Below are 21,452 nucleotides of genomic sequence, written 5' to 3' on the forward strand. Positions count from 1 at the left end.
TAATTGCGTATATTGTTATAAGTCGTGATTATTTAACCGCATCTAACAAAGCTAAGAATGAGTCAGCTTCAAGGCTCGCTCCGCCAACTAAAGCACCATCAACGTTTTCTTTTGCCATATATTCAGCAATGTTTTCAGGTTTTACAGAACCGCCGTATTGGATACGTACAGCTTCTGATACTTCTTTACCGTATAATTTTTCAACTGTTGAACGAACAACGCCACAGATTTCATCAGCGATGTTAGCATCGGCAGATTTACCCGTTCCGATTGCCCAGATTGGTTCGTAAGCAATAACCATTGAAGATACTTGCTCATTAGATAAACCAACTAAACCGTTAGTGATTTGTCCTTCGATCCATTCAGCTGTTTTACCTGCTTCATAGGTTTCTAAAGACTCGCCGCAACAGAAGATTGGTGTCATGTTGTTAGCAAAGATAGCTTTCGCTTTTTTGTTGATATCTTCATCTGTTTCGTGGAAGTACTCACGGCGTTCAGAGTGACCAATAATTACATATTGGATCCCTAAATCTGCAATAGCAGCAGGTGAATTTTCACCAGTGAAAGCACCTGAGTTTTCCCAGTAGCAATTTTGTGCAGATAATTGAACGTCAGAATCTTTAAGATTCCAAGCGAGTGGTGCTAAGAATAATGCTGGAGATCCGATTACTGAATCAACAACATCTTTTGATGGAACAGCATTTTTTACTGCTTCAGCAAAGCTTTGCGCTTCTGCTAAAGTTTTATTCATTTTCCAGTTACCAGCGATAATTGGTTTACGCATGGAAAAGCACATCCTTTTCTTATTATGATATGGCATATTATGGATTGGTTATAACCAATCCAGTTTCACAAGCTAGACCTATCGGCATTAATGGATAAAAATTTGCGATGAAAAACATTGCTATAATTTTTTTCCATCAATACTCAAGGTCTAAAAAGCTTGTTCAACTTTTTCTATTTATCGTTAATTGCAGCTAAACCTGGTAATTCTTTACCTTCTAATAATTCTAAGCTTGCGCCTCCACCAGTTGAGATGTGAGTGAATTTGTCAGCAAAGCCTAATTGGATTGCAGCTGCAGCTGAATCGCCACCGCCGATGATTGTTGTTGCATCTGCTAAGTTTGCGATTGATTCACAAACGCCGATTGTACCATTAGCGAAGTTACTCATTTCAAATACGCCCATTGGTCCGTTCCAAACAACTGTTTTTGCACCTTCTAATGCTTGAGCAAATAACGCAATTGTTTCAGGTCCAATGTCAAGACCCATTTGTCCATCAGGAACATCACCAGTATGTTCTTCTGTTGGTACATCATTTGAGAATTCTGCTGCAGTAATTGAATCGATTGGCAAGATTAATTTATCGCCTGCTTTTTCAATCAATTCTTTAGCTAATGCAACTTTATCTTCTTCTACTAAAGAGTTCCCAATGTTCATGCCTTTAGCTTTATAAAATGTATATGTCATTCCACCGCCGATAAGGATTTTATCTGCTTTAGAGATCAAATTTTCGATAACACCGATTTTGTCAGAAACTTTTGCACCACCTAAGATAGCAACAAAAGGACGTTTAGGTGCTGTTACTGCTTCACCAACGAATTTGATTTCTTTTTCCATTAAAAATCCAGCAACTGTTGGAATACCAGTTGAAGCAATTCCTACATTAGAAGCGTGAGCACGGTGAGCCGTACCGAATGCATCATTAACAAATACATCGCCTAAAGAAGCCCAGTATTTACCTAATTCAGCGTCATTTCCGCTTTCTTTTTTACCATCAACATCTTCAAAACGAGTGTTTTCAAAAACTAAAACATCGCCGTCTTTCATGTTGTTTACAGCTGTCTCTAATTCAGTTCCACGAGTTTCAGGAACGAATGTCACTGGTTTGCCCAATAATTCGCCTAAACGCTCAGCAACAGGTTTTAGAGATTTGCCTGCTTTATCTTCTTCTGTTTTCACACGACCTAAGTGAGAAAATAGAATTGCTTTTCCGCCATTTTCAATTACGTATTTGATTGTTGGAAGTGCTGCTACGATACGGTTATCATTAGTAATCACGCCATCTTTCAAAGGCACGTTAAAGTCAACACGGACAAGTACTTTTTTATCTTTTAAATCTACATCTTTGATTGTCTTTTTAGCCATTATGGAGTACTCCTATCTATAAAAGTTTTTAGGTATTTTTAAACAAAATAATAAAAACGGAGAAGCGCGCTGCTTCCCCGCTTATTATTTCACAGTTGTTCAGATTTCACTAATGATAAGAGTTAATCTTATAAGTTAGCGAAGTACTCTAAAGTACGAACTAATTGTGCAGTATAAGACATTTCGTTGTCATACCAAGCAACAGTTTTCACTAATTGTTGATCGCCAACAGTCATTACTTTTGTTTGAGTAGCATCGAATAATGAACCGAAAGTCATACCTACGATATCAGAAGAAACGATTTCGTCTGTGTTGTATCCGTAAGATTCGTTAGCAGCTTTAGCCATAACTTCGTTTACTTCTTCAACAGTTACTTTTTTGTCAAGAACTGTTACTAATTCAGTTAATGAACCAGTTGCTACAGGAACACGTTGAGCAGCTCCGTCTAATTTACCGTTTAATTCAGGGATAACTAGACCGATTGCTTTAGCAGCACCAGTTGTGTTAGGTACGATATTTTCTGCTGCAGCGCGTGCACGACGGAAGTCTCCACCTGGGTGAGGTCCATCAAGAGTCATTTGGTCACCTGTGTAAGCGTGGATTGTAGTCATAAGACCTTCAACAACACCAAAGTTATCTTGTAAAGCTTTAGCCATAGGAGCTAAACAGTTAGTCGTACATGAAGCACCTGAGATAACTGTTTCTTTACCTGTTAAGATATCGTGGTTAGTGTTATAAACAACTGTTGGTACGTCATTTCCGCCTGGAGCAGAGATAACAACACGTTTAGCACCAGCTTTTAAGTGTAATTCAGCTTTTTCTTTTGAAGTGAAGAATCCAGTACATTCAAGAACGATATCTACGCCTAAGTCGCCCCATGGTAATTCTTCTGGGTTGCGGTTAGCAAGAACTTTAACTTCTTTACCGTTTACGTTGAAAGAACCTTCATGAACTTCAACAGTTCCGTTGAAACGTCCTTGAGTTGTGTCATATTTTAACAAGTGAGCCAACATTTTAGCATCTGTTAAGTCGTTGATTGCTACTACTTCGATTCCTGCTACATCTTGGATACGACGGAATGCTAAGCGTCCGATACGTCCAAATCCATTAATACCTACTTTAACTGTCATTAAAGATTTCCTCCTTATGAAAATCAAAAATTTTTTTATTTTAAAGGGTTACCCCTTTTAAAATCTCATTTGCAGCAGCTTCATCAGTGATGAGCCACGTTTGTTTTGGTGCATTTTTCATGTAAGCACGAATTGCTTTGGCTTTAGTCTTGCCACCTGCAATCGCCACGACATTAGGAATCTTTTGGACATCTTTTAACTGAAGTCCGATTCTTGGGATTTTATAAACGATTTTGCCTTCTTCATCAAAGAAATAGCCGAAAGATTCTGCTACAGCATTATTCTGCTTTAACATAACCATCTCATCGTCTGACATTTTACGGCGTGCTGCCATATGCAATGCACGTCCTATACTATGAACAACGCAATTGCTTTGTTCGATTAGTGTCAAAACTTCCTGAATAGAGGGTTCTTGCAACAAAGAGTTATATGTTTCAAGACTTAATTGTTCTGGAACATATAATGCTCTGTGATGTCCACCAGTTTTACTTGCCATTACAGCACTTACTGAATTGGCTTGAACAGTCATTGCCTCACCAATTCCACCTCTGGCAGGAACAAACAAATTATGACGTTTTTCCGTCTCCAGCGTCCCCATATGTTCTGCGGTCACTGCCATTGTCGTACCACCCATCACTGCAATAATATTATTGCCCTCAGGTAAAAGTAAATTCAGTGAATCAGTCAAAATATCTCCAAATTCATAAAGAACTTTCTCTTGATTATCACTATTTCCAGCTACAACAATGCAACGGTGAATCCCAAAGTATTGACTGATCTCTTTTTCAACTTGATGCATACCGAGTAATTGATTCATTACTGTTTCTAATCCTTGATAAACATCTAAGCCTTTTTCAGTTAATGTCATTCCACTTTTTGAAGTTTCTATCAATTGTAGGTTCTTTAGAAAATCTGTCTCGGTTCTCAAGACACGCTCTGTAATCCCCATACTATCTGATAAACTTCTACGTCCAATAGGCTGCATCCAGTATATATTACGAAGAATATGAAACCTTTCCTGCATTACATCGAGCAAATCTGGAGCAACAGCTTCAATCATTTTCAATTCATCTAGCATGATGCGCTCCTTCGTTGGTCTAAAAACGTCCAAGTAAGACTTAAAACGACCTATGAACTTTAAAAAAATAAAATTGATGTTCTTCTTTTTCATTGTTAAGTTCTATTAACAGTCTTAAAAGCGTCCCTCAATCCTACATACATAGTTTAACAGTTTTAATCCTTCTTTTCAAGAAAAAGAGATTATTTTTTTGAAATTAGTTCATCTATTTTCTTTAAATTAAATATATACCTTAACATTCTCCCTTAAAAATCAAGCGACTTTTCTACCTTTGTCCAAATTTAATTTCATTTTCAAAAATCATACCTTTTTTATACAACTTTCTCTACTTACACCAACTATAAAAAGAAAGGATAATGCTTCTAACAAAAGGAACTAAATCAAGTTACAATAACAAAAGTGAATAAATTACTTTAAACACATAAAAGCCAGATCATATGATCTGGCTTTTATGTGTTTTATTTTCTTATAAATCCTCTTCATAAAAACGACCAAGAATTTTTACGTTGTCTGAAATACTAACAAAAGCTGACGGATCTGATTCTTTCATTGCAGCTTCTAGTGCTGGTAATTCAAAACGAGTGACAACTGTCAATAACAAGGTCTGCTTATCATGTCGATAAGCCCCTTCTGCTTCATGAATGATCGTGATCCCTCGTCGCATTTTCTTTTGAATCTCATTAATCACATTATCAGGATTTTTTGTAATGATCATTACCTGCATTTTCTTTTGCTTCGTATAAACAGCATCTGTCACTTTCCCACTAACAAAAATCGACAATGCACTATAAAACATATATTGCCAACCAAATAAATATCCTGCTACAAAGATAATCAATCCATTAAAATACATTGAAATCGATCCTACAGAACGTCCAGTTTTTTTACGGATCGTAATACTAAAAATATCCAATCCTCCTGAAGATAATCCATTTTTCAAGGCAAAGCCAATACCTGATCCCATCACACCTCCACCAAAAATGGCACAAATAATCGGATCATTAGACAGAGTTGTTTGTGGTACAATCTGCATAAACACAGAGGTTAACGTGACGGTCAAAACAGTAAAAATTGTAAATTTTTTCCCGATCTTCAGCCAAGCAACAAAAAACAATGGAATATTCAACGCATATAAAGTTAACGAAACCGGTACTTGAAATCCAACTACTTTAGTTGATAAAGTAGTTAGAATCTGTGCCAGTCCAGTAATCCCACTGGAATAAATATTTCCTGGTTGGTAAAAAAAGTTCATCGCAACGGATGCCAAGATCGCATAAACGATTGATACTGAAAGTTTCGTCGTATAATCGTGGACAGGTAAACTTTCAAAGAATTTTTTCATGTAGAAGTAGCCTCACTTTACTTGATTCATTTGTTTCTCATTATACGTGCTTTAAGATAAGAAAAAAAGCTCAATCTTTGATTTAACACAAAAGTATCTCACATTCTTCATTTTACTCTTAACGTTTCATAATACTGCAACGTGTTGCAAAACAACTGAAAACGATTACAAATCAACAGTTTTTCCGTTATGATCGGGTTGTATAAATTTTAATGAAATGAGGAATAATTATGCGTCATACAACATTAGATTCATTTCCCGAGAACTTTTTATGGGGGAGCGCTTCTGCCGCTTATCAAGTTGAAGGTGCCTATCAAGAGGATGGGAAAGGTATTTCTGTTTGGGATTCTTTTGTGACAAAACCAGATACGACATTTAAAAACACGAACGGAAATATTGCAGTTGATCATTATCATCGCTTTAAAGAAGATGTTGCTTTAATGAATGAACAGGGGTTAAAGGCCTATCGTTTTTCCATCGCTTGGTCACGAATTTTTCCAACTGGAAAAGGTGAAGTGAATCAACAAGGTCTGGATTTTTACAGTCAATTAATTGATGAATTACTGAAATATGATATAGAACCGATTGTAACAATTTATCATTGGGATTTGCCACAAGCTTTACAAGAAGAGTATGGCGGTTGGGAGTCTCGCACAATTATTGAAGACTTCACAAATTATGCTAAAGTCTTGTTTGATACTTTTTCTGATCGTGTAAAATATTGGGTTAGCTTAAATGAGCAAAATGTGTTTATTACTCACGGCTATCTATTAGGAACTCATCCTCCAGCAGTTCGTGATGTCAAACGGATGTTTAACGCCAATCACATGGCTAACTTAGCTAATGCTTCAGTGATTAAAGCCTTTAAAGCGGGCGGCTATCCAGGACAAATCGGTCCAAGTTTCAATTATGGTCCCACTTACGCTTTTGATAGCGATCCTCTCAATGTTCTTGCTAAAATCGATACAGAGGAACTAATGGGCTTTTTCTGGTTGGATGTCTACGGTAAAGGTAGCTATCCCCGAACAGTTATTAAACAGTTGGAAAAACTACAACTAGCACCAACGATTACTAAAGAGGATGAAGAATTGCTACTTGAAGGACTTCCTGACTTTATTGGATTGAATTATTATCAAACAGCAACCGTTAAAGCTAGCACTAATGATACTTTCACAGGAAAAATGAAAATGAACAATTCCGGTCAAAAAGGGTCCAGCCAAGAACTAGAAATTCCAAGAATCAGTAAATTCGTCAAAAATCCTTATTTGGAACAAACCAATTGGGATTGGACGATTGATCCTATAGGCATCCGCGTCGCTTTACGAACGATTGAAAGTCGTTATCAATTACCTGTTCTAATTACAGAAAATGGCTTAGGTGAGTACGATACATTTGAGGATGGTCAAATCCATGATCCTTACCGCATCGAATACCTAGAAAAACATATACATGAAATTCAAGAAGCCATCACAGATGGGGTTCAAGTATTAGGCTATTGCACGTGGAGTTTTACTGACTTACTTAGTTGGCTTAATGGCTATCAAAAACGATATGGTTTTATTTATGTGGATCGAGATGAAGAATCACAACGGACATTGAATCGTTATAAAAAAGACAGTTTTTACTGGTATCAAAAAGTAATTGAAACAAATGGTGGCTACTTAAATGAAATGGGGCGTAAATAATGGAAGGATTAGAGAATTTTCTAAATAAATTTATTGGTCCAATTGCTCAAAAAATGAACGGTAGTAAATTTTTCAGTGCATTGTCAGAAGCATTTATGCGAACCACCCCAATTACATTAGGTGTTGCTTTGTTGATGATTATTGGTAATTTCCCCATTCCGCAATGGATTGAGTTTTTAGCTAAAACAGGAATGACAGCTCATTTTAATGCTGCTTTAGGTGCGACAATTAGCTTGCTTTCTGTTTATGTAACCTTCAACTTTGCTTATATTTATTCTAAAAAAGAAGGGCTTGATCCACTGCCGGCGGGACTTTTAGCCATTGGTTCATTTTTCATTTTAATGCCACAAATGATCCAAACCTACACCTTAGAAAAAACGGTTACTGAATTTCCAGCTCAAGCAACTGTCACAGCAAGTACTAATGTAGAAGCTTTCGCCAGTCAATATACTGGAGGAACTGGATTATTTGTTGCCATCATTGTTGGTTATTTGACAGCTGTTATGTATGCTTTATTTATCAGAAAAAATTTATCGATTAAAATGCCTGACACTGTTCCTTCAAATGTTTCTGAATCCTTAAGTCCAGCAATTTTGTCAGGTCTAATTCTAGCGGTATTTTTTGTTATCAGGGTACTTTTCTCATTCACACCCTTTGACAATATTTTCGCTTTTATTACAACATTGATTCAAGCACCATTACAATCTTTAACTGGTTCGCCAATTGCAATCATCATTATTTTTACCTTAGCAAATATGTTATGGTTTTTCGGGATTCACCCTAATATGGTTTATGGAGTTGTGATGCCAGTTATGACTGCTAATATGCTAGCGAATATGGCGGCTTATCAACAACATCAAGAACTTCCTTTTTTGGCAATGGCCGTTGTTTCATTTGTTTGCGGTAACTCTTTTGGAGGACAAGGCAGTACGTACGGCTTAGTTATTTCGATGTTCACGGCAAAATCTGAACGATATAAACAATTGTTCAAATTAGCCGGTCCACCAGTGATTTTTAATGTGAATGAACCGTTGATTTTCGGAATGCCTTTGATGTTAAATCCTTTCTTCTTTGTACCAATGGTTGCTTCGCCTATTTTGATGGGTGGTATTACTTGGGGAATGTTGTCGATTCTTGATTTTTCTAAATACAATCCGTTAATTGCGTTACCTTGGACAACACCCGCACCAATTGTTATGGCTTTGAAGGGCGGCTTTAATTATTTATTAATCTTTATTGTATTATTGATTGTTAATGTATCCGTTTGGTATCCATTCTTTAAAATGGCAGATAAAAAAGAATATCAACTTGAACAAGAAAATGCAAAAACCGCAGAGAATTAATCTCTGCGGTTTTATTAGTATCTACTTCGAATTTAGCAGGTTTAACATTTCAGAATAGCCTAAACTTCTCGCATAATCTTCAGCTGTTCGCCCTGTATTATCCTTCAGGTTTTTATTTGCTCCAGCATCTAACAAAACCTTAACGATTTGTTGATAGACGGATGAACCATCTGTTAGAGCTACTGCTTCAATCAACGCTGTGTAACCATAATTATTTTGATGATCTATAGCAGCTCGTCCATCGGTTAATAAAAGTTGAACGTTTTCTATATGGCCTTTTTCAGCAGCTGGAATCAATGCATTGCCGCCAAAACGATTAAATTTTTGCTGATCTGGAACTTGCTGCTCCAACATATATCTCAAGATTTCTGTTTTGCCTTGCGCGCCTGCATAGAGATAGGGGCTGTCAGAAATATGATCTTGCTGATTGATATCTGCTCCTCTATCAATTAACAGTTTAGCAATTTCTATAAAATTTTGATGGGTAGCAATCAACAGCGGTGATTCTCCTTGAGCGTTCACTTCATCGATTGGATAGTTTTTATCTTGAAGTATCTCTTGGACTTTTGCCGTATCATTTTCATTCACAGCCTGAATCAATGTTCCTGCTGGAAATGATTTACTGACTGACTCTGATGTCTGAGACTGGGGCTCACTGAATTGAGACTTGCTTGTATCACTTTTTTCACTTGTCATACTCGTACTCTCCTTCATTGTTTGTTTTGACTCAGTTTTCTTCGTTTGACAGGCTGAAAAAATAAGTAATAAAGAAAATAGTACAGTTATCTTTAGCATAGATGTTTTTTTCATTCTATTTATCCTCCTAACTGGGTTCTACATTCAGTATAAAGCATAAATATAAACGAATTATAAATTCCATAGTTTCGGTAAGCTTTATTTCTTATTAAAACAAAAAGCAACTAAATACTCAATCAACGCAACCGTTGGAATCTGTGAGGATAAATCGAAATTATAAGGCAGTCGCTGATTTTCAATATAATAAGGAATATTGATCGTTGAAAGTTTGGCTAAAGTATTATCATGAGTATTGGTGATGCTGATAATATGCTTGTTATTTGATTTTAATAAACGAACCAGTTCAATAATTTCAGCTGTTTCTCCAGAAGTGGAAAAAATAATAATCACGCTGTCTCCGTCTTTCATTTGTGTAGAAAGAAATGGCGCATATGGTTCATTGGAATGCATGGCTTTATAACCGATCGTATTGAATTTTCTAGCAGCATAATTCGCCATAACTCCTGATGAACCCATACCAACACAATAAATAAAACTTGATTGTTGCAATAAATCACTGACCATCTCAACTTGTTCCAGAACATTTTCAGCAAAGACTTGATTTACAAAAATTTCTTCAAGTGAAATCGTATTAGTCATTCCTTCACCAGCAAGTTTACTTACTTCATTTTTGACGTAGCGTTGAAAATCATGGTAAGAATCAAATCCACACTTTCTCACAAATCGTGTCACGGTTGAAGGAGAACAAGGAATTTGAGCTGCAATTTCTCTGGCAGAAAGGGTAAAAATAGTTTCTAAGTTTCTAAAAATGTAGTTTTGCAGTACTTCATCGGAGTCAGATAGATGTTTGACTGCTGATATTTTTTCTAGCATCGACTTAACCTACTTATTGTTAAAATTTATGTGTACATTATAGTGGAAGCGTAAACATAAGTAAAGCATGCTATTCAGTTATCCATTGAACAAACAAAAAACGAGCCCAAAATAAACTCAAAAAGTTTACTGGGAACTCGTTTTTTTATCTAAATCAAGTGTTCGTTCTTTTTTTACTCATCAATTGCTGTTACATCAATATTTAATTCAAACAATTGTAGTGGTGAAACAGTACTTGGTGCACTAGTCATTGGATCTGAAGCTTTCCCGTTTTTAGGGAAGGCGATTACTTCACGAATATTGTTTTCTCCTGCCAATAACATCACTAAGCGATCTAAACCTAATGCAATTCCGCCATGTGGAGGGAAACCGTAATCTAAGGCATCCAACAAGAAACCAAATTGTTCTTGTGCAGATTCTTTCGTAAATCCTAATGTCTCAAACATTTTTTCTTGTAAATCACGCTTATGAATACGTAATGAACCGCCACCTAATTCGTAACCGTTTAAGACAATATCATAGGCTTCGGCGTAGACTTTAGATGGATCTGTAGAAAGTAATTCTATATCAGATTCTTTAGGTTGAGTGAATGGATGATGTGCCGAAACATAACGACCAGCTTCTTCGTCGTATTCAAACAATGGCCAGTCAATAACCCATAAGAAGTTGAATTTAGACTCATCAATTAAACCTAATTCTTTTCCTAAACGAGAACGAATCGCTCCTAATGCTGCTGCAACCACTTCTGGCTTATCTGCACCAAACATCAAAATATCACCAACCTCAGCATTTGTTGCTTTGATCAATTCATCTGAAACATCCGTCAAGAATTTAGCAATTGGACCTTTTAGCCCATCTTCTTCGACTTTCAACCAAGCTAGACCCTTGGCGCCAAATTGGCTAACATACGTACCTAAATTATCCATGTCTTTTCTTGAATATTTATCCGCTGCACCTTTGGCATTTAAAGCTTTAACTTGTCCGCCATTTTCTAAAGCCATTTGGAATACTTTAAAGTCGACATCTTTTACAACCTCAGCAATATCGATTAATTCCATATCAAAACGTGTATCTGGTTTGTCACTACCATAACGAGCCATAGCTTCATCATAACTGATACGTGGAAATGGTAATGTGACTTCGATTCCTTTAGTTTCGCGCATTACTTTGGCTAACATTTCTTCTGTCATTGTTTGGATTTCTTCCGGTGTTAAGAAAGTTGTCTCAATATCCACTTGGGTAAATTCAGGTTGGCGATCTCCACGTAAATCTTCATCACGGAAACAACGAACGATTTGATAATAGCGATCGAAACCAGCATTCATCAATAACTGTTTGAAAATTTGTGGTGATTGCGGCAATGCGTAAAAATGTCCAGCATGTACGCGAGAAGGAACTAAATAATCACGGGCGCCTTCAGGTGTTGATTTACCTAAATATGGCGTTTCAATATCCATAAAATCAGTATCGTCTAAATAATGACGAATTGTTTTCGTTACTTCATGACGTAATTTTAAGTTTGCTGTCATTTGTGGACGGCGTAAATCTAAATAACGATATTTCATACGAATTTCATCACCGACATTATTTTCATCTTCAATTAAAAATGGCGGTGTTTTAGCCGTATTTAAAATCGTGATACCTGTTGCCATTACTTCAAATTCCCCAGTTTTCATTTTAGGGTTGATAGCTTCTGCATCACGATATGTTAGTTCACCAGTGATTTCGATTACATATTCACTACGGCATTTATCCGCAATTTCCCATGCTTCTTTTGAATGTTCTGGATTGAAAACAACTTGTGCAATCCCTTCACGGTCACGTAAGTCGATAAAGATAACTCCGCCTAGGTCACGACGTTTTTGTACCCAACCTTTTAAGGTGATTACCTGTCCTACTAAATCTGCTGAAACTTCTCCGCAGTATACTGTTCTTTTTGTCATTGATTATTGCTCCTCTTCATTTTTTTACTATTCATTAATCAAACATCACTGTCATCATTTCATCATAGACTTCATCAAATCTCTCATAAATATCAGCTAGTGGAAATGCTTTTTCTTTACGACTAGCCATTGATTTTACATTTACAATACCTTCTGCTAACTCCGTTTCGCCTAGAGTTAGTGCAAGTTTTGCATTTAATTTAGCGGCTGTTTTAAATTGAGCTTTTGCTTTACGATCCATAAAATCACGATCGGCTGAAAAACCAAAATTACGAATAGCTTGAACTAGTTTTAATGATTCGATATTCGTCTGTTCCCCAAGTCCTACAACAAATGCATCCACCTCATTGATTACCGGAACAACTACACCTTCTGCTTCCATTGTAATCAAGACACGTTCGATTCCCATTGCAAAACCAAAACCAGGTGTTGCTGGTCCACCAAGTTCTTCAACTAACCCATCGTATCTGCCGCCTGCACAAATCGTTGCTTGAGCGCCCATGCCAGGTGCTTCACTCATCACTTCAAAAATTGTATTTGTATAGTAATCAAGTCCTCGAACCATATTGCTGTCGACTTCAAAAGGAATATTTAACTCATTCAGCATTGTTTTGACTGTTTCAAAATGCTCTTTTGACGAGTCACTTAAATAATCTAAAATCGATGGTGCATCTGCTACGATTGCTTGGTCTTTCTTATCTTTACTATCTAAAACACGTAAAGGATTTTCATGTAGACGACGTTTGGAATCTTCACTTAACTCAGCAGATTTTGGCTCTAAATAATCGATCAATGCCTGACGATAAGCAGCCCTTGTTGCTTTGTCGCCTAAAGAGTTAATCACCAATCGAATTTGTTGGATGCCTAACTGTTTGAAAAAGTCTAAAGCCATTGCCATACTTTCAACATCTACCGCTGGATTCACACTTCCAAAAGCTTCCGCTCCAATTTGGTGAAATTGTCTTAGACGTCCTGCTTGTGGGCGCTCATAACGGAACATTGGTCCCATGTAATAAGTTTTATAAGGTTTTGCAAATTCAGGACCAAATAATTTATTTTCAACAAATGAGCGGACAATAGGAGCTGTTCCTTCTGGACGCAATGTCACGTGACGATCGCCTTTATCATAAAAATCATACATCTCTTTTGAAACAATGTCCGTTGTATCTCCTACACTACGGGAGATCACTTCATAGTGTTCAAAAATGGGGGTGCGAATTTCTTCATATTGATAATCACGGAAAATCAAGCGGGCCGTTTCTTCAACAAACTGCCACTTTTCAGAAGTTCCTGGTAATAAGTCATTGGTGCCTTTTGGTTTTTGATAACTCATTTTGTCATCTCCTACTTTATTGTTTGTTATTTTTAAGGTATTTTGGTATAGAATGATTGAGATCATAGTGTTTGGTGATTCACTAGTAAGGTAACTTCTCTCTCTTCGTTCGCCAAGTATTGCTTATCATCCACTTTGGTGAAGCTAGTCGTAGTCCTTCAATTCTTAGAGCTTTAGCTCTTAGAAATTGATGAAATCGAAACAAAGTGGCGTGATTCACTAGCACGGTAGCTTCTCTCCCTTTGGTCGCCAAGTATTGTTCATCATCTGCTCTGGCATAGCCAGTCGCAGTGATTCACAACAAAAACTCGCCCTTGTATAATTACAAGGGCGAGTGAATAGACACACGCGGTACCACCTAAGTTTTGAAAGATTGCTCTTTCCTCTAACGATTAACGCTCGCAACGGAACGGTTTTTCCCCCGTTCATCTCCAGAATGTCTTTCGAATTTCCTAATGAAGTTGCTTTCAGCCACGGCAACTTTCTCTTATACAATCAGATTGAAATCTACTCGTTCTTTCATTGATTTTTAGATATTACATATAAATTACTAAAATTTCCCAGTAAAGTCAAGGGAATTCAATAAATTTCAGTCTATGAATCAAAAAAGAATCTGAATGACGTCATGACCGTTTTCAATTCACTTCATTTGCATTTTCTTAATGATGATGGAGCATATCATGAACGATCTCTGAACCTGATAAATCACTCTTATAATAGGTCGGCCAGTTCTCCAATTCTTTTAGTAACTCCTCTTGACTCTCATCACCAAAATATAAATGAAAATGCTCCGCTTTCGTTGGTTTAATATTGTGATCACTAAATTGAATATTCTTTGGTGCACCGCTACTGTTATCCTCTGTACTGAATAAATAACGTACGCCTCTTTTACCAGATTCATAGGTTAAAATGCGATATCCATCATAGCGATAGTCAGCTTTTTGAGAAGTGCCCTCTTTAAAAAACTCTACTGTATTTCCAGTAATAACAATTCGATCAGTATTCGTTTTATATCCTGTCATATAATATTGTTTATACTCTTCCAAACTTTTATCTTTCTTTTCTTTTGCCTTATGTTCAAGCACTTCATCTAATGTACCATCCATTAAATATGGATAAACTGATTGCCAATCACCTGCCCAATCTTGCAATGTTCTATTTTCAATTTCATCATCTTTAAATTCTCCATCATGGCTGTGAGAGTGTTTATGCTTGCGTGCTTGTTTTTCTTTTGAAGATTGAATCGTTGTTTCAACTGTTTTTGTGGTACTTACTTTTGTACAACCACTAATAATTAGGACGCTCAACAAAAGAACACCTAATCCTGTATACAACTTTGCATTTTTCTTTTTCATCTTCTAACCTCAATTCTAATTTTATTGACTAAATCCAATAATAGCTTATTAGCATTTCTGGTTTGCAACCAACAAAACGTAATCATTACGATTTAATCAAGTTATTTTATACTACCTTACGAAAAAAAACAATAGAAAATAAAAAAATATTGCAAGCAATGATAGAGAAGTTGGACATTCCTATCTATTACTTACAATATAAAAAATTTTGGATCAAATACCTAATAGCTCTGTTAATGAAATAAGCGCCTTATGAATAGCTTCAAGCAATTGGTTGGCTTCATTTTCATTGGCTTTTTTTGATGAAATCGTCAGAATTATTTTTTCATCTAGAATACCATAATAAAGACCAAAACCAGCTTTATTTACTGGACCAAAGCTAAATGACTCCAATAAATCGTAAGGGATTCCTGTTGTTGATATAAAATCTTCCCCTAAAATTTTAAGTGCTTCTGCTGAAAAAAATCTTGATCCTTCTTCAGGATTGAGTACCATTTTTTTCAGACCGAAAAGATGCCGTTCTATTCCATTACCCTTTTGGCATTGGCTGATTCGATTGGAATGAGCTGATGCGGCATCATTAAATAGTTCGACTAATTCTTCTTTAGAATTAACTTCATTTTTTTCATAAAATGCTTCTACAAATACTTTTTTCTCTGTACTAATGGAACGGGCACTTTCTGTTCGTCCCTCATAAAACATTCGCATAGCGACTGGCTCATAAACCGATCTTAACTTTCTAAAAACCTTTTGTTGCGCCATTGCTAAAGCAATATGGAAAAATGCGTCTGGACTGATTTTGGCCTTTTTCATCCGTTCTTTTCCGATATCAGAGATCACTTGATGTTTAATGCTATAAGAATTATTTTCTTTCACAACGCTTTTTTGTACATTTTCAAAATCAGCGATTATTTCATCTGTTAACACCCATTTAACTCTCTCCACTAAATGATCAGAGCTATTTTCAGAAGCTACCCAATGCGCATCATTGAAGGATTTAAATACATTGGTAAGCAAATTCATGGTAGGTACACCATCGATTGCTGTATGTTCCATATTAAATCCAATATAACCGTTTTTTGTAATGATTGCCTGTGTTGTTTTTGCTAAAAATTGATGGCTTGTATTTAATAGAATATCATTAATTCGTGCATCCTCGGTATCATCATTGCCTTTGGAAAAGCTTAGAATAAATAAGGCGTCTTCAATCTGTTTTAAATTATGACTATTTCTTTCATCCAGTTTTAGTTGTTCATAAATCAACGCTGATTCTTCTCTTTTAACACCTGTAAAATAAGGAATCAAGTCTTCTCCTTTTTCAGGTAAATGTTCCTTTGATAATAGATACTGTAGATTTTCCAATAATTGTTCAACGGGATAAATTTCTCCTGACGCATTTGTCACCTCTAAACGGAAATAGATACCGTTTGCAAAAATCACAACATAATTATCTTCCGACTTCACTTCTCCTCTATAAAAAGAATCAATCTCTCTGCCAGGAATTCTGCAGCTTTTGAAAAAATTCATATAAAATGACATATCCACAGGTTTATTTTGCTTCGTATACTCAATTGGATATGTACCGTTAACTAATTGAAGATAACTATTCGTCATTTGATAAATCAATTGAGCCGCTTTTGCTTCTTTAGATGTCAATTGATCATAATAGCTTGGGTCAATGACCAAAGCAAAGTTTGATTCACTTTGTAAATAGCCTCGGCTTTCTAAATAATTCTGTTCCCAAAGGGGCGCTAACCAACTACCTGTTGTTTTCTCGGCGTAATGAACTAAATCCTTTTGCAACAGTAACCCATCAGAAAAACCAAAAGCTACAACACTTTTTTGAAAGTCTTTTAACTCTTCTAATGTCACCAAAGGTCTCATCCATTCACTACATTCACCTAAGGTTTCAAGTAAATCAGGTACAGGAAGCTTTTTTAACTTAGGTAATAGTTGTTCTTTGTATTTTTCCATTTTACACCTCAAGGCTCTCTTTTTCTTTCATTATACCAATCATTTCTTGTTTATATGTCTATTTTCTAAAAATAAAGGACAGATTGTTATAAATCAAGCATTCAAACATAGCTTTACTTGAGCCCAATAAACATTTATTCTATAAAAAAAATAATCTTGATTTCGACAATTATTATCAAAATCAAGATTATTTTCTTTTTGAGCAAAGCTATTATGCCAGACTCACCTTTTATCTATTCTTTGTATCAATAATAATAGTCACAGGCCCATCATTAATCAATGAAACAGCCATATCAGCCCCAAATTCTCCAGTTTCCACAGGAATCTCCAGTTCTTTCAACTGCTTATTAAATAGCTCATATAACGGGATCGCAGTCTCAGGTCTAGCAGCCTCAATAAAACTAGGTCGATTGCCCTTTTTAGTATCTGCATATAAGGTAAACTGGGAAACACTCAAAATACTTCCTTGAATATCTTGAATACTTAAATTCATCTTACCAGCCTCATCTTCAAAGACACGAAGCTTGCTGATTTTACGAATTAAGTAAGCCACGTCTTCTTTCGTGTCCGTTTCATGAATTCCTAACAAAATCATGAACCCTTGATCGATTTTCCCTACACTTTTTTGATCGATCATCACCTCAGCTTGGGTTACTCGCTGAATGACAGCTCTCATAATTTACGCCTCCTAGCCATTGGTACGACGGACATTATAAACGTCCGGTATATTCTTGATTTTATCCACGATGGTTTTTAAATGCGCCAGATTTTGGATTTTTACCGTCACGTGAATCATTGCCATTTTATTTTTAGTTGGTTTTGCTTCCACGCTAACTAAATTTTTAGTCATTGAACTAATGACTTGAAGGACATCATTCAACAGTCCGCTGCGGTTATAGCCATAAATTTCTAAGTCGGCATCATATTCTTTATTTGAATTATCGGTATCTTCCCATTCAACTTCAATTAAACGCTGAGCAAGTTCTTCTTGATGCTGCACATTTGGACAATCTGCGCGATGGATCGAAACGCCTCGCCCTTTGGTGATATAACCGACGATTTCATCTCCCGGCACTGGATTACAGCAACGGCTTATTCTAACAAGTAAGTTTTCTACGCCCTGAATCACGATTCCGCCTTCGTGACGAACCTTCATTTTATCCGATTCTTTTTTGACAGGTTGTGTCATCAACTCTTCTGCTTCTTGTTTTTGACGCTCCATCTCTTGTTCTTTACGTTCTTTTTCAGTTAAACGATTGAACACCACTTGCGCACTGATTTCACCATAACCAACAGCTGCGTAAAGATCATCTTCTGTCTGGAAATTAAAACGCTCCAATGCTTCCGCCATTTTGGCTTTACCTAAAAATTCTTTTGGCGCAAAACCATGTTCTAACAGAAATTTACTAATGGCGTCATGTCCTTTGATGATGTTAACTTCACGATCTTGAATTTTGAAAAATCGTTTGATTTTATTTCGTGCTTTACTTGTTGCTACCATTTTTAGCCAATCACGGCTTGGTCCAAAAGAATTAGGTGACGTTAAAACTTCAATAATATCACCATTTTTCAGTGTATAATCCAACTGAACCATTTTTCCATTGACTTTAGCACCTGTTGTTTTGTTTCCGATTTCCGTATGCACGCTATATGCAAAATCAAGCGGCCCAGAGCCTTTTGGTAATTCCGTTACTTCACCTGTTGGTGTAAAAACATAAACTTTATCGCTGAAAATATCGCCTTTGACGCTTTCCATAAAATCAGAAGCATCATAACTTTCATCTTGCAATTCAAGAATTTCACGGAACCAGCTTAATTGTTTCGTATCATTATCTTCATCTACTTTTTCAGTCTTGCCTTCTTTATACGCCCAGTGAGCAGCAACCCCAAATTCAGCAATTTGATGCATTTCATGCGTTCTGATCTGTACTTCTACTGGATTTCCTTTTGGCCCAATAACCGTCGTATGGATTGATTGATACATATTTGCTTTAGGCATAGCAATATAATCTTTAAAACGGCCTGGCATCGGTGTCCATTTCGTATGGATTGCACCTAAAACAGCGTAACAATCCTTGATAGAATCAACAATTACTCGGATAGCTAATAAATCATAAATTTCATTAAATTGTTTTTTATGATCCTTCATCTTCCGATAGATGGAATAAATATGTTTAGGACGTCCATAAATTTCGGCATAGATATCTAAATCTTCTGTTGCAACTCGGATATCCTCAACGGCTTCTTCAACATACGCTTCACGTTCGTCTCGCTTGCTTTGCATCAAATTAACGATTCGATAATATTGATTCGGATTGATGTAGCGCAATGCTGTATCTTCCAATTCCCACTTAATTCGGCTAATCCCTAAACGATGGGCAAGGGGAGCATAAATTTCAATCGTTTCTTGAGCAATTCGACGCTGTTTATCTTCTCTCAGATGTTTTAATGTACGCATATTGTGCAGACGGTCAGCTAGTTTCACCATGATTACACGCAAATCTTGCGCCATTGCTAAAAGCATTTTCCGGTGATTTTCGGCTAACTGTTCTTCATGTGATTTATACTTTATCTTCCCTAGTTTCGTCACACCGTCTACTAACATAGCAACATCTGCACCAAATTCATTCTTCAAGTCTTCCAATGTTACATCTGTATCTTCTACCACATCATGTAAAAAACCAGTTGCAACCGTATGTGGGTCCATCCGTAATTCAGCTAAAATTCCTGCTACTTGGATTGGGTGAATAAAATAAGGCTCTCCGGATTTTCTAACTTGACCTTCATGAGCTTTCTCAGCATAATCACACGCTTTTTGAACAAACGCAACATGTTGTGGCGCCATATATTTTGATACAAGTTTAATGACTCCTGGAGCAGTCATAATTTCCTCTTTTGGCATTGTTATCACTCCTTTGTCCCTATGTCAGACACTTTTACAGCGTGCCCGATTGATTTATGTAAATCACTAAAATGCGTTATGTTTTCTTAAAAAAAGAAAAGTACCACTTGAAACAGTAGCACTTCCAACATCTTTTATTATACTAAATTTTACTAGATTTTCAATTCTTCACGATTTAATTCCACTTTGAAATTAAAGGTAAAATCTCCCGACCATTACTGATTCCTATTTGAGAGGCGCCCGCTTGAAAAAGTAATTCGATTTCAAGTAAGGTTGGTGCTTTTACATTGACTTGGAAGGTCATTTTTTTTCGTCGACCTGTTCGAAAAATACTCATATCATAGATTGCCTGTTCCATCGTCAAATCTAGCCCTAAAGAAATCCTGCTAACATCCAACGCTGCAATATCCATTATCAATCCTTGTTTTTGATTATCCGTTAAATTATTGCTATCTATATAGAATCCAAGTGCATTTCGCCCAAATGATAGCGGTCCTAATGCTTGAAAATTCTGATTGCCATAACTGTTCAACTGTTCAGGCGGCATAGTTACAAAAACATCCGATGCACCATCTCTGTATAGTTGTGCTGTTTCAAATGCTTTTTTAGCCAACGTTCCACTACCTAGCGGAAAATCAACAAAACTACCTACTTGAATCATCGTTCCAGTCAATAGTTGTTTTGCTCTTGCTACATTATGAGGCAAAACCAAAATTACCCCTATAGGAAATTGTTTTAAAAAAATAATTTCTTCTGTGAACACTTGATCCGTAAGGTTTGGATCCATTAACATAACTGAAAGCTTCTGCAACCTTAACTCCATAAATAGCCCCCTATAACTTACACTAATTCAAATTGATAACTAATGGCACCAAGCGCATACAAAGGCGCTGTCTCAGCACGTAAAATCCGCGGTCCCAAACCACAAAGAATACCGCCATGTTCTTGGAATAACTCTATTTCCTTTGGTGAAAAACCGCCCTCAGGACCAAATACAATTAGAATTGAATCCCCCACAGCTAGTTCATTAAGTGCTGTAGCAAAGCTGCTACGTTCCCCAGTTTTCGCAGATTCTTCATAGGCAATCAAGACTTTATCATAGTTGGAAAAAGTCTCCATCAGTTCTTGTTCTTTTTCTAATAATACAATATCAGGTGCAAACTGGCGATGAGATTGCTCAGCTGCCTCTGTGGCAATTTTTTTCAGGCGATCTGTTTTTTTCGCCAGTTTTTTGTGATCCCATTTTACAACAGATGCTTGTGCAGGAAAGCCAATAAATTTATGACTGCCAAGTTCAGTTCCTTTTTGAACAACCCACTCCAGCTTATCGCCTTTTGGATACCCACAAGCAATCGTGACATTGACGGGCAGCTCTTTTTCTGCCTGTTCTTTTCTGATTTCTTTTAAATAAACAGTGTCTTCCGTAATATCAGTGATTTCTGCAATGATTGCCAAACGATCACTAAAGGCCAAATACACTTGCTGTTCCGGCTCCATTCGCATTACTCTTACAATATGATGATAGTTTTCTCCAGTAATTGCGTATTGTTCTTTGGTTTCATAAGGTTCAGTTAAAAAATAACGCTGCAT

At 36.5% G+C, this 21,452-nt stretch carries 17 protein-coding genes and 1 other annotated feature; of the genes, 2 read left to right on the forward strand and 15 right to left on the reverse strand.

Annotated elements, in window-relative coordinates; genetic code table 11:
- Nucleotides 1-28: 28 nt before the first annotated feature.
- From tpiA to AC4BB2_RS09750, 5 genes are all read right to left on the reverse strand, one after another.
- On the reverse strand, nucleotides 29-784 hold the full coding sequence (tpiA, locus tag AC4BB2_RS09730) for a triose-phosphate isomerase (protein WP_086444861.1): 756 nt from the start codon (nucleotides 782-784) through the stop codon (nucleotides 29-31).
- 173 nt (nucleotides 785-957) lie between these two features.
- Nucleotides 958-2,148 (reverse strand): phosphoglycerate kinase, encoded by a 1,191-nt coding sequence (locus tag AC4BB2_RS09735; protein ID WP_490472740.1) that lies wholly within the window; start codon nucleotides 2,146-2,148, stop codon nucleotides 958-960.
- A gap of 128 nt (nucleotides 2,149-2,276) precedes the next feature.
- A complete protein-coding gene (gene gap, locus AC4BB2_RS09740) occupies nucleotides 2,277-3,278 on the reverse strand; it encodes a type I glyceraldehyde-3-phosphate dehydrogenase (RefSeq protein ID WP_490472741.1) in 1,002 nt (333 codons plus the stop codon).
- A gap of 40 nt (nucleotides 3,279-3,318) precedes the next feature.
- A complete protein-coding gene (locus AC4BB2_RS09745) occupies nucleotides 3,319-4,356 on the reverse strand; it encodes a sugar-binding transcriptional regulator (RefSeq protein ID WP_490472742.1) in 1,038 nt (345 codons plus the stop codon).
- Between the two features lie 466 nt (nucleotides 4,357-4,822).
- Complete coding sequence (locus AC4BB2_RS09750) at nucleotides 4,823-5,698, reverse strand: YitT family protein (protein WP_490472743.1); 876 nt, start codon at nucleotides 5,696-5,698, stop codon at nucleotides 4,823-4,825.
- Between the two features lie 230 nt (nucleotides 5,699-5,928).
- Between AC4BB2_RS09750 and AC4BB2_RS09755 the strand changes: the two genes are divergently transcribed.
- Both AC4BB2_RS09755 and AC4BB2_RS09760 read left to right on the forward strand, forming a co-directional pair.
- Nucleotides 5,929-7,383: a glycoside hydrolase family 1 protein gene (locus AC4BB2_RS09755; protein WP_490472744.1), complete on the forward strand. Its 1,455-nt coding sequence runs from the start codon at nucleotides 5,929-5,931 to the stop codon at nucleotides 7,381-7,383.
- Entirely contained in the window at nucleotides 7,383-8,726 is a 1,344-nt protein-coding gene (locus AC4BB2_RS09760; RefSeq protein ID WP_490472745.1) for a PTS sugar transporter subunit IIC, read from the forward strand. The genes AC4BB2_RS09755 and AC4BB2_RS09760 overlap by 1 nt, the downstream gene beginning before the upstream one ends.
- A 21-nt stretch (nucleotides 8,727-8,747) precedes the next feature.
- Here AC4BB2_RS09760 and AC4BB2_RS09765 read toward each other — a convergent pair whose 3' ends face one another.
- From AC4BB2_RS09765 to AC4BB2_RS09810, 10 genes are all read right to left on the reverse strand, one after another.
- The gene (locus AC4BB2_RS09765; protein ID WP_490472746.1) at nucleotides 8,748-9,536 is read right to left on the reverse strand and encodes an ankyrin repeat domain-containing protein; all 789 of its coding nucleotides are present in this window, start codon (nucleotides 9,534-9,536) and stop codon (nucleotides 8,748-8,750) included.
- 84 nt (nucleotides 9,537-9,620) lie between these two features.
- Nucleotides 9,621-10,355, reverse strand: a complete 735-nt coding sequence (locus tag AC4BB2_RS09770) for a MurR/RpiR family transcriptional regulator (protein WP_490472747.1) — start codon at nucleotides 10,353-10,355, stop codon at nucleotides 9,621-9,623.
- A 173-nt stretch (nucleotides 10,356-10,528) separates the two neighbouring features.
- Nucleotides 10,529-12,298, reverse strand: coding sequence for an aspartate--tRNA ligase (gene aspS, locus AC4BB2_RS09775; RefSeq protein ID WP_490472748.1), 1,770 nt, complete (start codon nucleotides 12,296-12,298; stop codon nucleotides 10,529-10,531).
- Between the two features lie 34 nt (nucleotides 12,299-12,332).
- Complete coding sequence (hisS, locus tag AC4BB2_RS09780; protein WP_490472749.1) at nucleotides 12,333-13,631, reverse strand: histidine--tRNA ligase; 1,299 nt, start codon at nucleotides 13,629-13,631, stop codon at nucleotides 12,333-12,335.
- A gap of 323 nt (nucleotides 13,632-13,954) precedes the next feature.
- Nucleotides 13,955-14,163, reverse strand: a binding site (T-box leader).
- Between the two features lie 127 nt (nucleotides 14,164-14,290).
- Nucleotides 14,291-14,986 (reverse strand): metal-binding protein ZinT, encoded by a 696-nt coding sequence (locus AC4BB2_RS09785; RefSeq protein WP_490472750.1) that lies wholly within the window; start codon nucleotides 14,984-14,986, stop codon nucleotides 14,291-14,293.
- Nucleotides 14,987-15,199: 213 nt separating this feature from the next.
- The gene (locus tag AC4BB2_RS09790; RefSeq protein ID WP_490472751.1) at nucleotides 15,200-16,960 is read right to left on the reverse strand and encodes a choline/carnitine O-acyltransferase; all 1,761 of its coding nucleotides are present in this window, start codon (nucleotides 16,958-16,960) and stop codon (nucleotides 15,200-15,202) included.
- Nucleotides 16,961-17,189: 229 nt separating this feature from the next.
- Complete coding sequence (gene dtd, locus AC4BB2_RS09795; RefSeq protein ID WP_490472752.1) at nucleotides 17,190-17,636, reverse strand: D-aminoacyl-tRNA deacylase; 447 nt, start codon at nucleotides 17,634-17,636, stop codon at nucleotides 17,190-17,192.
- A gap of 12 nt (nucleotides 17,637-17,648) precedes the next feature.
- Complete coding sequence (locus tag AC4BB2_RS09800) at nucleotides 17,649-19,862, reverse strand: RelA/SpoT family protein (RefSeq protein ID WP_490472753.1); 2,214 nt, start codon at nucleotides 19,860-19,862, stop codon at nucleotides 17,649-17,651.
- A 175-nt stretch (nucleotides 19,863-20,037) separates the two neighbouring features.
- Nucleotides 20,038-20,685: a beta/alpha barrel domain-containing protein gene (locus AC4BB2_RS09805; protein ID WP_490472754.1), complete on the reverse strand. Its 648-nt coding sequence runs from the start codon at nucleotides 20,683-20,685 to the stop codon at nucleotides 20,038-20,040.
- Nucleotides 20,686-20,702: 17 nt separating this feature from the next.
- Nucleotides 20,703-21,452 (reverse strand): 16S rRNA (uracil(1498)-N(3))-methyltransferase, encoded by a 750-nt coding sequence (locus AC4BB2_RS09810; protein ID WP_490472755.1) that lies wholly within the window; start codon nucleotides 21,450-21,452, stop codon nucleotides 20,703-20,705.

Source organism: Enterococcus sp. AAFC-DPL-5146, from assembly GCF_058216635.1.

Excerpts from the sequence above, each read along its gene's own strand:
- tpiA (WP_086444861.1), bottom strand. The coding sequence starts at position 784 with ATGCGTAAACCAATTATCGCTGGTAACTGGAAAATGAATAAAACTTTA.
- AC4BB2_RS09735 (WP_490472740.1), bottom strand. The coding sequence starts at position 2,148 with ATGGCTAAAAAGACAATCAAAGATGTAGATTTAAAAGATAAAAAAGTA.
- gap (WP_490472741.1), bottom strand. The coding sequence starts at position 3,278 with ATGACAGTTAAAGTAGGTATTAATGGATTTGGACGTATCGGACGCTTA.
- AC4BB2_RS09745 (WP_490472742.1), bottom strand. The coding sequence starts at position 4,356 with ATGCTAGATGAATTGAAAATGATTGAAGCTGTTGCTCCAGATTTGCTC.
- AC4BB2_RS09750 (WP_490472743.1), bottom strand. The coding sequence starts at position 5,698 with ATGAAAAAATTCTTTGAAAGTTTACCTGTCCACGATTATACGACGAAA.
- AC4BB2_RS09755 (WP_490472744.1), top strand. The coding sequence starts at position 5,929 with ATGCGTCATACAACATTAGATTCATTTCCCGAGAACTTTTTATGGGGG.
- AC4BB2_RS09760 (WP_490472745.1), top strand. The coding sequence starts at position 7,383 with ATGGAAGGATTAGAGAATTTTCTAAATAAATTTATTGGTCCAATTGCT.
- AC4BB2_RS09765 (WP_490472746.1), bottom strand. The coding sequence starts at position 9,536 with ATGAAAAAAACATCTATGCTAAAGATAACTGTACTATTTTCTTTATTA.
- AC4BB2_RS09770 (WP_490472747.1), bottom strand. The coding sequence starts at position 10,355 with ATGCTAGAAAAAATATCAGCAGTCAAACATCTATCTGACTCCGATGAA.
- aspS (WP_490472748.1), bottom strand. The coding sequence starts at position 12,298 with ATGACAAAAAGAACAGTATACTGCGGAGAAGTTTCAGCAGATTTAGTA.
- hisS (WP_490472749.1), bottom strand. The coding sequence starts at position 13,631 with ATGAGTTATCAAAAACCAAAAGGCACCAATGACTTATTACCAGGAACT.
- AC4BB2_RS09785 (WP_490472750.1), bottom strand. The coding sequence starts at position 14,986 with ATGAAAAAGAAAAATGCAAAGTTGTATACAGGATTAGGTGTTCTTTTG.
- AC4BB2_RS09790 (WP_490472751.1), bottom strand. The coding sequence starts at position 16,960 with ATGGAAAAATACAAAGAACAACTATTACCTAAGTTAAAAAAGCTTCCT.
- dtd (WP_490472752.1), bottom strand. The coding sequence starts at position 17,636 with ATGAGAGCTGTCATTCAGCGAGTAACCCAAGCTGAGGTGATGATCGAT.
- AC4BB2_RS09800 (WP_490472753.1), bottom strand. The coding sequence starts at position 19,862 with ATGCCAAAAGAGGAAATTATGACTGCTCCAGGAGTCATTAAACTTGTA.
- AC4BB2_RS09805 (WP_490472754.1), bottom strand. The coding sequence starts at position 20,685 with ATGGAGTTAAGGTTGCAGAAGCTTTCAGTTATGTTAATGGATCCAAAC.
- AC4BB2_RS09810 (WP_490472755.1), bottom strand. The coding sequence starts at position 21,452 with ATGCAGCGTTATTTTTTAACTGAACCTTATGAAACCAAAGAACAATAC.